12 protein-coding genes and 1 riboswitch are annotated in these 15,454 nt (G+C 37.8%); of the genes, 9 read left to right on the top strand and 3 right to left on the bottom strand.

Annotation, left to right across the window (positions count from 1 at the left end):
* The first annotated feature begins 27 nt into the window (after nt 1-27).
* From ACOCF6_RS07370 to ACOCF6_RS07330, 9 genes are all read left to right on the top strand, one after another.
* Nucleotides 28-609, top strand: coding sequence for an arsenate reductase/protein-tyrosine-phosphatase family protein (locus tag ACOCF6_RS07370; RefSeq protein WP_482459742.1), 582 nt, complete (start codon nt 28-30; stop codon nt 607-609).
* A 7-nt stretch (nt 610-616) separates the two neighbouring features.
* Nucleotides 617-1,822 carry a carboxylate--amine ligase gene (locus ACOCF6_RS07365; RefSeq protein WP_482459741.1) on the top strand — a complete coding sequence of 402 codons (1,206 nt, stop codon included), beginning with the start codon at nt 617-619 and terminating at the stop codon, nt 1,820-1,822.
* The gene (locus ACOCF6_RS07360) at nt 1,819-2,922 is read left to right on the top strand and encodes a glycosyltransferase (protein ID WP_482459740.1); all 1,104 of its coding nucleotides are present in this window, start codon (nt 1,819-1,821) and stop codon (nt 2,920-2,922) included. The genes ACOCF6_RS07365 and ACOCF6_RS07360 overlap by 4 nt, the downstream gene beginning before the upstream one ends.
* 16 nt (nt 2,923-2,938) lie before the next feature.
* The gene (locus ACOCF6_RS07355) at nt 2,939-4,297 is read left to right on the top strand and encodes a glycosyltransferase (protein WP_482459739.1); all 1,359 of its coding nucleotides are present in this window, start codon (nt 2,939-2,941) and stop codon (nt 4,295-4,297) included.
* 122 nt (nt 4,298-4,419) lie between these two features.
* Nucleotides 4,420-5,445: a polysaccharide deacetylase family protein gene (locus ACOCF6_RS07350; protein WP_482459738.1), complete on the top strand. Its 1,026-nt coding sequence runs from the start codon at nt 4,420-4,422 to the stop codon at nt 5,443-5,445.
* Between the two features lie 113 nt (nt 5,446-5,558).
* Nucleotides 5,559-6,956, top strand: coding sequence for an acyl-CoA synthetase family protein (locus ACOCF6_RS07345; RefSeq protein ID WP_482459737.1), 1,398 nt, complete (start codon nt 5,559-5,561; stop codon nt 6,954-6,956).
* A gap of 75 nt (nt 6,957-7,031) precedes the next feature.
* Nucleotides 7,032-8,864, top strand: a complete 1,833-nt coding sequence (asnB, locus tag ACOCF6_RS07340) for an asparagine synthase (glutamine-hydrolyzing) (protein WP_482459736.1) — start codon at nt 7,032-7,034, stop codon at nt 8,862-8,864.
* A gap of 14 nt (nt 8,865-8,878) precedes the next feature.
* A complete protein-coding gene (locus ACOCF6_RS07335) occupies nt 8,879-9,823 on the top strand; it encodes a glycosyltransferase (protein ID WP_482459735.1) in 945 nt (314 codons plus the stop codon).
* Between the two features lie 150 nt (nt 9,824-9,973).
* Nucleotides 9,974-11,062, top strand: coding sequence for an IS5 family transposase (locus tag ACOCF6_RS07330; protein ID WP_482459040.1), 1,089 nt, complete (start codon nt 9,974-9,976; stop codon nt 11,060-11,062).
* Nucleotides 11,063-11,231: 169 nt separating this feature from the next.
* Here the strand turns inward: ACOCF6_RS07330 and ACOCF6_RS07325 are convergent, their stop codons facing one another.
* The 3 genes from ACOCF6_RS07325 to ACOCF6_RS07315 all read right to left on the bottom strand — a co-directional run bounded on the left by ACOCF6_RS07325 (nt 11,232) and on the right by ACOCF6_RS07315 (nt 15,387).
* The gene (locus ACOCF6_RS07325) at nt 11,232-12,809 is read right to left on the bottom strand and encodes an Ig domain-containing protein (protein ID WP_482459734.1); all 1,578 of its coding nucleotides are present in this window, start codon (nt 12,807-12,809) and stop codon (nt 11,232-11,234) included.
* An 81-nt stretch (nt 12,810-12,890) separates the two neighbouring features.
* Nucleotides 12,891-12,967, bottom strand: a riboswitch (cyclic di-GMP riboswitch).
* 154 nt (nt 12,968-13,121) lie between these two features.
* Nucleotides 13,122-14,252, bottom strand: a complete 1,131-nt coding sequence (locus tag ACOCF6_RS07320; protein WP_482459733.1) for a glycosyltransferase family 2 protein — start codon at nt 14,250-14,252, stop codon at nt 13,122-13,124.
* A gap of 16 nt (nt 14,253-14,268) precedes the next feature.
* Nucleotides 14,269-15,387 (bottom strand): glycosyltransferase, encoded by a 1,119-nt coding sequence (locus ACOCF6_RS07315; RefSeq protein ID WP_482459732.1) that lies wholly within the window; start codon nt 15,385-15,387, stop codon nt 14,269-14,271.
* Nucleotides 15,388-15,454: the final 67 nt, after the last annotated feature.

Below are 15,454 nucleotides of genomic sequence, written 5' to 3'. Positions count from 1 at the left end.
AAATATAAACAGTATAAGGTCATCAAAATGTATTTACTAAACTTCAGGTATTCCAAAACATCTAGCACTTTTAACAGGTTTATCGTTTTAACAGGAAAAAATATAATTGACTCATTTTTGTATTATTTTATGCGGAGTAGAAAAATTCCGAGTAACAATATCAAAATTATTTTCGTGTGCAGTGGTAATATCTGCAGAAGCGCTTTCGCAGATTATCTTCTGAAATCTGATACAAAAAGAAATTTGTTGTCTATAGATTCTTGTGGTTTAAAAGTCGAAGCGAGTACGCCTCCTCCTCAGGAAGCAGTAAATACAGCAAAAAAATTCATGGTTGATATGGAAAGCCATCTATCAAAGGGGTGGAAAAATTGTGACCTTGAAAATGCTGATTTGATATTAGCAATGGAATATTGGCAATACAAGAAGCTGGTGGAATACTTTCCGCAGAAGAAAGATAACATAAAGCTTCTCCGTGAATTTGCACCTTTTCCCGAAAATATTTTCTGCAATATTAATGACCCTTTTGGACGAAGCGAACGTGAGTTTGAAAAGTGCTTCCATCAGATCAAAAGGTCTCTTACAAAAATTAAAATTTTGAGTATCCAATAGGCAGGCAATGAATGTTTTAATTACAGATGGGGAAAACAGATCGTCTTTGGCTGTTACCAGGTCTCTTGGGAGATTGGGCCATAATGTTTTTGTTGCCGGCAAAGCACATGGGAATTTATCAGCTGCTTCCAGGTATTGCCGGAAAGCATTCACCACTTCAGAACCCTTATCCAATGATGGGGACTTTTTGAGTGAAATAGTAGAAATCGTAATAAAAGAAAACATTAACGTTATATTTCCCATGACAGAACAATCAATCTCCTGCCTCAATATGTCAAGGTCGCAATTTGGGAAGGGTGTAATTTTGGCATGTGCCGAGCCGGAAAAGATGGAGGCTGCGTCAAATAAGTACAAACTGTTTAAATTGGCAGAGGAACTTGGTGTTGCGATCCCTGAAACCATGTATGTAACAGATCATATTGATTTCTTGGCAAAAAGTTGCCAGATAATAAATTATCCGGTTGTTGTGAAACCTGCTTTTTCCACAATTAATGATGGGGTTAAAAATATCTCTGGCAGAGTGATGTACGCATCAAATCAAAAGGAGTTGTCCCTGCTTTACGATACTGAACCCGTGTTACAATATCCGTCAATGATCCAGGAAATGATTGTGGGTGATGGGACTGGTCTGTTCACCCTTTTCGATATAGACCGCCATCTTGCTCTGTTTTCACATCGCCGAATTCTGGAAAAACCGCCCTCTGGAGGTGTGAGTGTTTTATCGAAGAGTGTGCCACTTGATGTGTGCATGGTTGAATCTGCCAGAAAACTTCTAACTGCAATTGGGTGGGAGGGAATAGCAATGGTCGAATTCAAGAGGGATACAAGAGATGGTAGTGCCAAGTTGATGGAGATTAACGGCAGGTTCTGGGGATCCCTTCAACTAGCAGTCTCTTCCGGAATTGATTTTCCACTTATGTGCTTGGATTATTATCTTAGGAGAAAACCTGATATTATTACTTCCAATTATATTGTGGGGCACAGGTTGAAATGGTTTTACGGTATATTGGACCATCTAATAATAAGAATAAAAAATGGTGGAAAATCGGTTAACCTACCACCTGATTCATTGACACTTTTACAGGTGGTATCTGAACTCTTGACAATCGGAAAATCAAAAACATCGTCTGATGTATATGATTCAAACGACATTAGACCATTTATTTTAGAGACTAAGGAGTACTTTGTAAATGGGATTAGAAAAATAACATGATACGGATCCTGCACACAATTGATACAACCGGTCCGGGTGGTGCAGAGACAGTATTTGTACATCTGGTCAGAGGGTTAGATCGAAATAAATTTGAACCGATAGTAGCCATCAGGGGACCCGGTTGGGTATGTGATGAACTAATATCCAGCGGATTTACACCAATATTCATACACTGCAGTGGAGCATTTAATATTAAATACCTTTGGGAATTGATTAAAATAATAAGAGAAAATGAAATAGATATAGTCCAATCTCATCTTTATGGATCAAACCTTTACTGCAGCCTTGCAGGTATCATATGCGGAATCCCAGTTGTTTCGACTTTTCATGGTTTTGTTGATGTCAATATCAAGGAGCGTTTTTCATCGATCAAGAGTAAAATTATCAGCTTCGGATCAAATAAGATAGTATTTGTATCTGAAAGACTTAAAAGATATTTTGTAGAAAATAAACAAATAACAGATGCTAAATCTGTAACTATATACAACGGTGTAAACACGTCGATATTCAAACAGAAAAGAGACAAGTGTATAAGAAGCGTATTACATATAAATGATGATGAAATCTTAATCGGTGCGATTGGAAATATACGTCCGTTCAAAGGATATAAATACTTCTTAGAAGCGGCACGACTTGTAATCGATCAGTACCCAAAGTGCCGTTTTTTATTAGCTGGCGAAGGTAACGGGGAATTATACAGGGATTTGTTGAAAATTAAGGAAATATTATGTTTAGAAGGTGTTTTCCATTTTATTGGTTTTCAATCAAACATACCGAATATTCTGAATAATTTAGATATATATGTTTCAACATCGACCACGGAAGGATTTTCAATTTCATCGATTGAAGCAATGTCCTGTGGTCTTCCTGTTGTTGCTACACGTAGTGGTGGTCCAGAAGAAATTATAACTAATGATTTCGATGGAATTTTAGTGGAAATTGAAAACCCAAAAGCAATAGCCTATGCAATCATGAGACTTCTTGAAAATGATATCTCTGAAAGTATGAGTGTAAATGCTAAAGCAACTGTGAATAAAAAATTTACTTTAGCGAAGCAGATATGTGAATATGAAAACATATATATTCAATTATTGAATTAAAATAAGGATATCAGAGATGATAAATAGCGAATTAAGTCTGTTAGAGCGTCTTAAAATATTCATAAAATTGCGAATACTCGTTTTTAAAGAATATATTAGACATGATAAAAATAGCTATTATTTATTACTTATATTATACGTTATTAAGTATAATGTAATTAGAATGAGGAATAATAAACGTCATTATAAAATTTTAGGTGATACATATAGGCATATAAACAACGCTGTAATTAGAAATTACGTTATAAAAAGATTATTAAATATAATTTTAGAAAATGGGATTAATAATGTTGGGAAAATATTTTATAACATATGTAATATAGATAATGAAGAAGCCAAAAGATTATATAATTCGTTTTTCAATTCCTCTAAACCATTTGATAGTCGTCTCATAATTTTGTCACCACCAATTAATAATAAAAAAGGCGTTATATTAATCAAATATACAAATTATTGTAAATATTTTATCAAGTTGTTCGATATGGATAAAATTAAAAAAGATTATATTCTGATTGTTGAGCCAAGTTCATGTGGCTATTTTGACGAGGATATTTTATGCATGTTAGATCAAGACATACCTATTATTGTCCAAACACCTGAGATCGTTGATAGAGAATTTCTTGCAAAATTAAAATCAAATTTAATACCAATAGATGTTGGTGCAAATAATTGGGTTGACCATAGAGTGTTTCGACCAATTGATGGAGTTGATAAAATTTACGATGTAATTATGGTTGCGCTGTGGGGGGAAGTTAAAAGGCATTACCACTTGTTTTGGAGTTTATCAAAAATTAAGAATGAAAATAGACCAAAAATTGCTTTAGTAGGCGTCCCATGGCCAATGTCTATTGGTGAAATTAAAAATATTGCTAAGTATTACAAAGTAGATAAATGTTTAGATTTTTTTGAAAATATTACTCAGGCGAAAATAAATATATTGCAAAATGAATCTAAATTAACAATATTATTGTCAAAGAAAGAGGGTTTTAATAAATCTGTTGTTGAAGCAATGTTCTCCAATATACCGGCATTTTTGCTTAATGGACATAATTTTGGTTACAAATATCCTTATATAAATGTGCATACTGGAGGATTCGTCGAAGGCAATTCACTAACAGATTTCCTTGGTAAAATAAATCAAGTACTAGAAATAAATCGCTATTCCCCGAGAGAGTGGGTTATAGAAAATATATCTTGCATACGATCTACTGAAAAAATAGTAATGCTCTTAGGGCAAATTGAAAATGAATATGGAATACAGATCAATAAAACATTAGAAGTAAAAGTAAATAATCCAAATCTTGATTACTATGATTCTAATAACTGGAATAAATATGAACCGCACTATTTAAATCTTAAAGCATATTTAAGATGATAGTAGTTGTAATATTGTAAAATAATAATTTACATTGTACAGACACTCAAAACGTTCACTATATAACCATCTTTATGAATCATAAATTATTATTGTTAACTATACTGAAAAGTTGAAAGTATATGTATAAACATTTTAAAAATAAATTTAAATGTATCGTTGAGCAAATACTATATAATACAGGTATTTTGGAAAGTTATATAAAATACAAGAGTAACAAATCTGCATTAATATTAGCATACCATAGAGTAAACACAAATGAATATATAAACAGTAAAAAACCAATGCAAGGGATGTATATTTCAAATAAGTCGTTCGAAACGCAGATAAACTGGTTATATAAAAACTTCAAAATTGTCAATTTAAAAGAAATAATATCGTATGTTAAAGGAGATAATCAAACAGATTCACCATTATGTGCAATTACGTTTGATGATGGTTGGAAAGATGTTTATCAGTTTGGTTATCCAATCCTCAAAAAGAAATCTATACCTGCAACGATATTTTTAGTAGGCAATAGTTTAGAGTCTGCTTATATAGACTGCTTCAATCTATGCTATGAAACTATTGTAAACTACGATAAATTCCCAAGTGATATATCTAACTTGTCAGAGATAGCAAGCTACTTTAAATCTAATAAATTAAATAAAGTAGAAAAAGCAAGATTCATCAATAACAAATTGCGTGAGCTAAAACTTACTGAGTTTAATTATGTATACGGTAAATTGAAAGATAACTTTTTGCAGAAACTTGAAAGTGAAGGATTATATAAAAGATATGAGTATTTATCATGGGGCGAAATGAGAGAGATGCAACAAAGTGGCATTAGCTATGGCTATCATAGTAAAAATCATTATATGCTGACGAAGGTAGAACAAAATATTCTTTTAAACGAAATTGATATTCCTTACAATAAATTCAACGAAAATGGTGTTATTATAGATAAAATATTCTGTTATCCTGATGGCCAGTACAATGGCTCAATAATATCAACACTAATAGACTGTAATTATTTAGGAGCGACATCACTAGTATGCGGCTTAAATAGGCTAGATACAAATCCCTATGCATTGAAACGAATAAATGTACATGAGGGATCATCTTCAACATTAGCAAGTTTCTTGTTTTTAATAGCACGAAATATATAGTTATTTAATAAAGTAAGTAAATATATTTCTTTATGATAAATAGTTATATTGTTCTACTCCACTATATATTTATTATATTAAGTCAGTAATAAATATACTACCAAGGAAATATCATGGGTAATGTCGCTCAAAATATATATAATAGATCTCCGTGGTATATTCAAACGTTATTGCTTAATATGTATGCATATCAGCTGCATAAAAAGAGATTTGGTAAGCAGCTTGAGCATATACTTAACTGGCTCGATGAAGCTGATAAATGGTCATATAATGAGCTAATATTGTATCAAGAAGAGAAATTGAGGCTGTTAATATCGCATGCTTACAACTCAGTTCCTTACTATTATGAAACAATGAAGTCCCTAAAGCTCGTTCCTGAAGATATTATGACAATAAATGATTTGCGTAAGTTGCCTGTAATTTCAAAAACTGATTTAAAACAAAATATTCAGATGTTTATTTCTAAAAAATTCAATACTAAAAATATTATTCATGGTCATACCAGTGGTACTACCGGTTCACCTCTCGATGTATATTGGGACAGTGATATGGTTCTTATGAATAATGCTTTTGATTGGCGGCAAAAAAAATGGGCCGGATTTTCTCCGGGTGATCCGCATGCTGTAATACTTGGAAGAGTTGTTGTCCCAATTCAAGAAAATAAACCCCCCTTTTGGAGGATGAATTTTATTCAAAACCAACTGTGGCTGTCTGCTTTTCATATGTCAGAAACAAATCTCGACCTTTACGTAAATAAACTTCTGAAATTTAACCCTAAATTTATCGAAGGATATCCGTCGACGATATTTATTCTTGCCTCGTTTATATTGAAAAACAATCGGGTGCTCCCTTTGAAAGCCGTTTTTACATCTGCCGAAACGCTTTTTCAGCATCAAAGAGAAACAATTGAAAAAGCATTTGATTGTAAAATATATGACTATTACGGGATGGCCGAGAGGGTGGTTTTTGCTACTGAATGCAGTGTTCACAATGGAAAACATCTGAACCTTGAGTACGGAATTTCTGAAATACTTGATTTGAATGGAAATCCAACCGAGATTGGTTCCCCTGGAAAAATGGTTGGCACAAGCCTGCACAATTTTGGAATGCCTTTGATCAGATATCAAACAAATGATGTGACATGTTTGAAACTAAATAAGTGTGGCTGTGGCAGAAGTCATCCATTGATTGAGTCGATAACCACAAAGCATGAGGATATTGTAGTAACTCCTGATGGGAAGTGGATATCTCCGTCAGTTCTTACTCACCCTTTTAAGCCACAAAAAAACATTATCGAATCACAAATTATTCAAGAGCGATGCGAATTAATTATTATAAAAATAGTAGTAAACGAATCATTTAATGAAAGCGATAAATATGCTCTTTTGTCAAGTCTTGGGGAAAGGTTGGGAAGTGCTATTGAAATCAAGTTACAATTTGTTGAAAGCATTCCACGTGAAAAATCAGGTAAATTTAGATGGGTAATATCAAAAGTACCAAAATCTTTCTAATATTCTTTCTTTTGGAATGCTTTTATGCTTATGACTCACCACCATTAATAGTGGGAAATTGCTAAGGACATAAATATGTGTGGAATTGTAGGAAAGTATTATTTTGAAAATTCATTTTTTGATAATAGCGATATAGCGAAGATGATGAAGGCAATATTTCATCGAGGTCCTGACTCATCCGGTACTTTTCATGATGGAAGAGTATCATTGGGATTCCAGCGATTAAGCATAATTGACACCGCTTCAGGGCACCAACCACTTTACAACGAAAATAGCGACATAATTTTGCTGGCAAATGGTGAAATATATAACTACAAAGAACTAACGAGCCATCTTCAGGCAAAAGGACATTCATTCAAGACCAAAAGTGATTGCGAAGTTATTATACATCTGTATGAAGAATATGGTGCTGGTTTCATCGAAAAACTTAATGGCATGTTTGCCTTTAGTCTTTACGATCAGAAAAAACAGTTGCTGTTAATTGCACGTGATAGAGTTGGCATTAAACCGATGTATTTTTACCATGATTCACAGTTAATGGTATTTGGTTCTGAAATAAAGGGGATTCTGGCGGCTAAAGAAGTCAGAACACAGGAAGAAGATGACGTCTTGGGAGAATATTTATGTTTTCGCTACCTCGCACATGGAAAGACTTTTTTTTCAGGTATAAAAGCACTTGACCCAGGAAGCTACATTGAACTTTCCTCGTTTGGGTGTAAATTTGTCAGATATTATAATTCAGCATCATATACAAATTATGATAATGAAAATGAAATACTTGATAAATTGGATTCTTCGCTTATCCAATCCGTTGAGCGTCAATTAATGACGGATGTACCACTCGGGACACAGTTAAGTGGTGGAGTCGACTCAAGCCTTGTAAGTGCTCTTGCTGGAAAATTTAAACCGGGACTGAAAACCTTCACGGTAGGATTTCATGAGGCGGAATTTGATGAAACAAAATACGCTAAATTACTCGCTGACCACGCAGATCTTGAATATCATGAAGTCAAAGTCGACGCTCGGCAATTCACCAACGCACTTCCAAAGGTTATCTGGTATCACGATGAACCGCTTTGCCATGCTAACTCTGTCCAGATGTACCTACTGTGCAAATACGCTAAAGATCACATAAAAGTAATGCTGACAGGAGAAGGAGCGGACGAACTGTTCGCCGGTTATCCCCGTTACTTAATATGCAGAATTGGTGAAATTTACAGTAGGCTTAATGGAGGATTTGCTGAATCTGGTAAATCAATATTGGGAATGCTCCCAGTTAGAAAAATAAAAAAACTTTTTCAAAACCTCGGTCTGAATCATAGAGATTTGGTTCTCTGGAACTCTGTGTTTGCTAGCAGGGAAAAGGTATCCTGGTTGATGGATAATGCAGATATTGATCTTACGTCACGGATTAAACTGTTGGATAATGTGTGGGACAATAATATAAGTCTTTTTGATAATCTGCTTCAGTATGAACAAAAATCATACTTGCAGCCGATTCTCACAAGGCAGGACAAAATGAGTATGGCGGCATCAATTGAATCAAGAGTGCCGCTACTTGATAATGATATGTTAGAATTGGCCAACAGTATTCCTTTCCGACTTAAAATACGACATTTCACTCCAAAGCACATATTCAAAAAAGTGGCTGCTCGACACATCTCTGCAAAAATTGTTTATAAGAAAAAGGTTGGTTTTAGTGTCCCCGTAGATGATTGGTTGCGTGACAGAAAAGAACTTGGAAGATACCTGGATATGCTAATGGACATGTCGGGGAGTTTAAATATATTAAGCAAAACCAAACTTGAAAAAATAATAGAAGAACATAGATTTAACAACATCAATCACGGCGATATTCTATGGCCATTGATAAATTATGTGATATGGAAAGATAAATTTATCAATTAGGTCAAGGATACTGTATGGATAAAGTTATTTGGATAACTTGGGAAAATCAAATCAGAAATAGATCTATGGCTTCTATGTTGGGAGCCAAATTATTCACAATTGTATATGGAGGCAATCGTTTTAATAGATATTTTGTATGTCTTCTGAAAACGCTGGAAGTCCTTATCAAGGAGAGACCTAGAGTCGTCTTTGCCCAGAATCCATCAATAATTCTAGTGTATTTTCTTTTAGTCGCTCGTTTATTCTGCAGATACAAGCTGGTAAGTGATGCACACTTTGCTGGTGTAATAGCATTTAATGGAAGTATTGTTTTTCAAAAAGCACTGGACATATGTAACCGTTTTGTTGATTTGGTAATTGTTACAAATGAAGAACATGTTAAACACATTAATAATATAGGTGGGAAAGCAGCTATTTGTGAAGATCCACTTCCTGATATAGCAAGATATGATAGTAAAGAAAAATCTGATAAAATTATATTCTACATATGCTCGTACGATGTTGACGAGCCGTACGAAATAGCATTTAAAGCGGCTGAATTATTAGTTGAAGACGACTATATGTTTATTGTATCTGGTAATTACAATAAAGCCAAGCTGAATCCAAAAAATTACCCTTCTGTTAATTTTATAGGGTATGTTTCAGAAAGGGATTATTACACATATTTGTTTCAGTCAAGTGTCGTATTGGACCTTACGGAATGCGAAAACATCTTGCTTTGTGGTGCATATGAGGCAATGGCGGCAGAGAAGCCACTTGTGACATCGGATACTAGGTGTCTAAGAAAATACTTTAACAAAGGAACTTTATATACAAAACACAATGAAAAAGATATCGTTAGTGCGATTAAAACTGCCTACATTAATAGCAATAACCTCATAAATGAAATAAAAAAATGGAAAATTATAATTGGAAAACTTCAAAAAAACAGAATTGAAAATATATATAGTTTATTGTGATTAACATTATACAATATTTATCTATTTAGTCTTATTTTCAAAACCTGATTATTTCAGGTCTTTGAAAAACTCGTTGTATTTACGGTGATTTTGGCACCAATTTATGCTAAGATTTCGCGCATATCTTGCTGATATTTCAGGAGAATAAGTATGCGCGGTTTCGATCTACCATCTGATGCATTGTTCGTTTATCTCTCACCGGAGTCCTTTGTCCCCAAGGATCATCCACTTCGTCCTATCCGACAGATGGTAGATGCTGCACTTGAGAATCTTTCACCGGTGTTCTGCCAGATGTATTCCCATACCGGTCGGCCTTCGATTCCGCCGGAGCGGTTGCTTAAAGCCATGCTGCTTCAGGTTTTGTACTCAATTCCCAGCAACGTCAAACTTGTTGAGCAGATCCACTTCAGTCTTCTGTTCCGCTGGTTCCTCGGGATGGGGCTCGATGAGCCGGTCTGGGATAATTCCAGCTTCACTACGAACCAGGATCGTCTTATTCAGACCGATATTGCCGCCAAGTTCCTTGCGGAAGTGCTTGAGCAGGCCAGGCGCGGCAAGCTGCTATCCAAGGATCATTTCAGTGTTGATGGCACCCTGATCCAGTCATGGGCTTCTCTCAAAAGTTTCAAGCCAAAGAACGACGAGCATGAGCCCCCAAGCGGCAAGAACCCGACTCGTGATTACCAGGGTGAGAAACTGACCAACGATACTCACGCATCCAGCACAGACCCGGAAGCAAGGCTCTACCGCAAAGGTGTCAACCATGAACCCAGGTTGTCGTTTGCCGCCCATCTTTTGACTGAGAACCAGAATGGGCTGGTCATGACGAGTGCTGTTACCATCGCTGATGGCTTTGCCGAGCGTGAAACCGCCAAGGCCATGGTTGCCAAGGTAGCTCCACGAAAGCGACGAATCAGCATAGCGGCCGACAGGAACTACGACACTCGTGGATTCGTCGCAGCCATGCGAGAGTTGAACGTAACGCCTCATGTTACGCAAAACACCACTAAGAAGGGACGTCGTTCATCAATTGATGGCCGCACCACCCGCCACATCAGCTATGCAGCGAGCCAGAAGTTTCGCAAACGCATTGAGGAGGTCTTCGGCTGGCTGAAGACTGTTGGCCTGTTCCGCAAGACTCGCTATCGAGGTATCAAGAAGATCGATTGGCACTTTACCCTGGCAGTAACGGCTTACAACCTGGTCCGAATGCGAAACTTGGGGATCTGTGCCACATAAAGCGGGAGGAAACCGCCCAAAAGGCGAAATCCGGGCCGATTAAGTGGCCAAAATGGCTTCAAAGAGCAATAACATAGTTGAATAAATGAAAAAATGAAGCTGATTCTCTCCGAGAAAACTCAAGTTCAGGATATATCACTTGAATCGGTGAGTTTTTCAAAGACCTGATTTATGGAACCAAAGGTCTACAAATGCCATTATTATCACACATTGTGCCACCAATGATAGTTAGACCGTTTATTTGCCACCCTCTAGTCCCCACATATTGAGAGTAACTTGAAGTCAAATTACCTTTTATGTCAATCAATCCACTCGACGACGACAAATTATTTGTCAAAGTGATATGACTGGTGTCTGAAGGGAATGTATATGGTGATGCAGTCTGAAAAACATTATTCGTAAAAACAAATGGCCCAGGGGACGGATTGGAAACCTGTGCTCTGCATGTGGCAGTATTTCTATAAATATAAGTGTTTATTGCATTATTCCCGAAATTATTTAGAAAAAAACTTGATCCACCATTTAGACAATTTTGGATGAGATTGAAACAAAGCTCATTATTCCCCATCGTTACGCCTAAATCGGCGTTCATATCTCCACCGATGTTTTGATCGTTGTTACCATAGAATCTATTATGTCTAATAGTAGCACGTTCAATAGACTCTTTAAGAGCAACCGCTGCGGTGTTACCGCCAACTTCTGGTGTAGTAATGTCGTGGAAATAATTGTCTTCTATGAGTGTTTTATATGTCTGATACATTTTAATTCCAGCCGCCCGACCATACACATCATAGTATTCTCCATCTTGAAATACTAAATAACTACCAACCCCATTTCTGGCGACCTCTACTAAAGAATAGTTATTGGAAGCAAGAGCGTCAGGTCGTAATAGATGCATTTTTAATCTTCTAAAAACCGCCCCTGTCACATTACTTGACACTTGTAATCCCTGCCATACAATGTTTTTAAACTCAAGACCATCAAAATACACCGAATTTGCAGTAGGTCCATCTATAACATAAAGTTTAGCAGCATATCCAACTCCTATAAATCCCATGTCTATAACAGGAGATTCACCTGGGTAGGCCAGCCAGACAGTGGGTTTGTATTGGTTGATAAAAACAAATTGTGATGAACTTCTATACCCTTCAACTTGATGCGTGCCACCTCGGAAGTATACAAATTGACCGGCGTATATTCTATTCGATTTTGTATTATAAGCCGGAGTGCCACTTGCCGTCTGCGAGTTAGAACAATAAACATCGCCAAATCCAAGAAACGGGTCATTGATTGTTCCTGTCGCTGTGCCTGTTGCATCAACATTACACGCTGAATGTTTTCCATTTACAGGATCAATAAATAAAAAACCGGTAGTTGTAACGGTGATTGTCCACGATACCGTTTGAGTCGTATTTTCAGTGTCTTTAACTATGAGAGTTATGTTATAAGGCCCACCGGTAGGAGGATTAGGCCATGAAATTGTACCTGTGTTTTTGTTAATGATCATCCCTGATGGAGCGGTAGTGAGGGAATAGGTGTACGGGTATGCTCCACCGATTACAGCCGCTCGGACGTTGTATTCCAGACCGGGATAGGCTTTATAAAATCTATTCGTAGTGGTCAGTCCTGAACGCGGTTGGATAATCTCAAGTGGAAAGTTTGCTCCACAACTGCTTGAAGGAATTGAAGATGACATTAATGTGATTAATGAGAGATATAAAAGGTTATTTTTTATTAAACTGTTCATAATATTACTCCTTCTTTTAGATTAGCATTTGTGAATGATGTAATTAAATAAAAAAAGCCGGGACCGTACACCACTTGGCATTTCGGCAACCCGGCTGTCTCTTTGAGACCCATTAGGCTTTCCGCCCCATCCTCACGGATGGTTTAGTATTATCGTGTACCGCGTATTTGTTCTTATTATCGACAACTATCAAAAATTGTGTGTGATTAATATCACTAACGAACTGAAATAAAAGATGAAAATAAGTAAAGCGATCCTGATTGCGGTAAAATATAGTTCAGAAAGCATGCATTGTCAAAGATTTGCTATTTGTTATCTCTCCGACGGAGCCCACATAACCATCCGCTTCCCGGCCATATAGCGCCACCAGGCAACCACAATTGCAACATTGACAGTTACAAAATAGAGTGGAATCTTTAAAGCGGCGTGCGAAGGAGGCGTTTTTGTCAGCCATCCTCCAAGAGCTATACCGTAAAAGACAAACTGGAGGAGAAGCAGCGCGGAGTATGGAATGGAATTCAGAAACAGGATTGAATTGGTTGCTAATGTGGTAAACAGGAATACCGGGACCAGCCATCTCAACAGCTTATGGCAGAAATATTGATATGAAAACAGACCATACCGAAATACGTTGAGAAACTCCAGGTTACGGCAAAACACCGTCAACCCCCTGAGAACCGTTCGCACCTTGCGATCAAACTCTTTCTTGCTGTCAGAGATGTCCTGATAGTATCCAATTGCTTCCGGATCGCTTATGCCCCTCATCCCCAGTCTCATGCTGTTCAATACAGTCCTGAAGTCGCTTTGCATTTCACCGGAAAAATCCTGGCACACTTCACTGCGGGCGGCAAAGAATGAACCACTGAGGCCGACCAGAGAATATACTTGTGACTCCAGACCCCGCAGCCACATTTCATATGTGACATAAAAACCTTCACCACACGGTTTACCGTCCCGGTCTATGACTTTGTCTAAGCTGCTGACGCACCCTACTGCAAGATCGGCAAAGTTGGCGACAATTGACCTGAGGCCGTTGGTATCAAGACGTGTTGCCACGTCTGAAAAAACGATGATCTCGCCCGTTGCATGCGACACGGCATCTTTCTGAGCATTTTCTTTGCCGCGACGCTCCGAAAAAGCGAGTAGATCAATACCCCTTTCGGCATATTCCGCTACAATTGTATTGGTTTTGTCGGTAGAACCATCGGATGCTATCAGGACTTGCAGCTTATTCCGGGGATAATCGAGATTAATAGTGTTTTCCAGTTTTTCGCGGATTCGCCGTTCTTCATTGCAGGCAGTGATGATCAGGGTAACCGGCGGCTCGATTGGGGCCTTTTTAACCGCGTTGTTCCTGAAGTTGCTAAGCAGGCGGAGTGAAAGCGGGTAACCGAAGTACGCGTGGAAGATCAGAAATAATGATATCCAAAAAAAATATTCCATAAGAAGCTCCTTGAGATCAGCCTGCCTGTCTCAAATATAGTTGGTAATACCCCTCTGCCATTCCCTGCGCCGAAAATAAGCTTTCCGCCTTCTTTCTGGCAGCTTTGGCCATACTCTCCCGCAGTTCCCTGCTCTCTTTCAATAACAGACACTTGTCAGCAAAATCCTGGGGATTGCGACTCTGGATCAGGAAGCCGTCTATGCCATCATCAATAATCTCGACAATTCCACCGACTGCCGGGGCGATGACCGGGAGCCCGTGACTCAGCGCCTCCAGAATGGTCATGGGAATCCCTTCGTGAACTGAGGTATTAAGATAGACATCCAGCTTGCGATAAAAGGACGTCATGTCATCAACATGCCCATTAAAGATAAAGTGATTCCTTAAACCATAGTCATCGACCAGCTTCTCAAGATTTGCCATACCAGGGCCGTTTCCTGCAAGTTCAAAGCAAATGCCGCCAGAATCAACGGTGGAGACTGTCTTCGCGATCTCTATCATGAGAGGATAATCCTTAACCGGAAAGAGCCGTCCTGACGAAGCGATAATAAAGGGGCCTTCGCGTTGTCGGTCTGATACGAATTCAGGCAATTGAATGCCGTTATGAATTACTTCAACGCCGGTCCTGTTGAAGCCGAAACTGTTAATAAGGGATTTGCGAATATCTTCCGACACTGCTACCGTAGAGAAAAATCTGGCAAGCCCAAAGAAATTTGTTCTTGAAATCAATCTCTGAAGAATACCGGGCTTTTGTGCATACGTTTCAGGGAGGCCGTGCAGGGTGGATATTAGTTTGGTATTGCAACAGAAGCGGGATGCCAGAAACGCGAGGAGATTTTCCTTGTAGCGGTGCGAATGAATAATATCCGGATTTATGCTCGTGACTTTCCGACTGATATTTTTCAGGAGCTGCGGAAAACTGTGCAGAGCTTCATCAATAATTTGAACATCAATGCCCATTGCACGCACTTCATCAGCAAGCCTCCCATGATTGAGGAGGATGACAGAAATCTCCAGATCATCATAGCCACGAAGGTGCTGGAGCAGATTGAAGGACATGGTTTCTGCGCCAGCCCAGAGATCACCGGAGATCAGGTGGAGAATTTTTAGTCGGTGTTTAACGTTCGTTTTCATATCCAGGGGTAGTAATCATTCTGTTATGGAATTTTACAACAATTTACTATACTACACCACGCGACAA

The sequence above is a fragment of the Geobacter psychrophilus genome (genome assembly GCF_056821595.1).
This window is presented reverse-complemented; position numbering and strand designations above follow the sequence as displayed.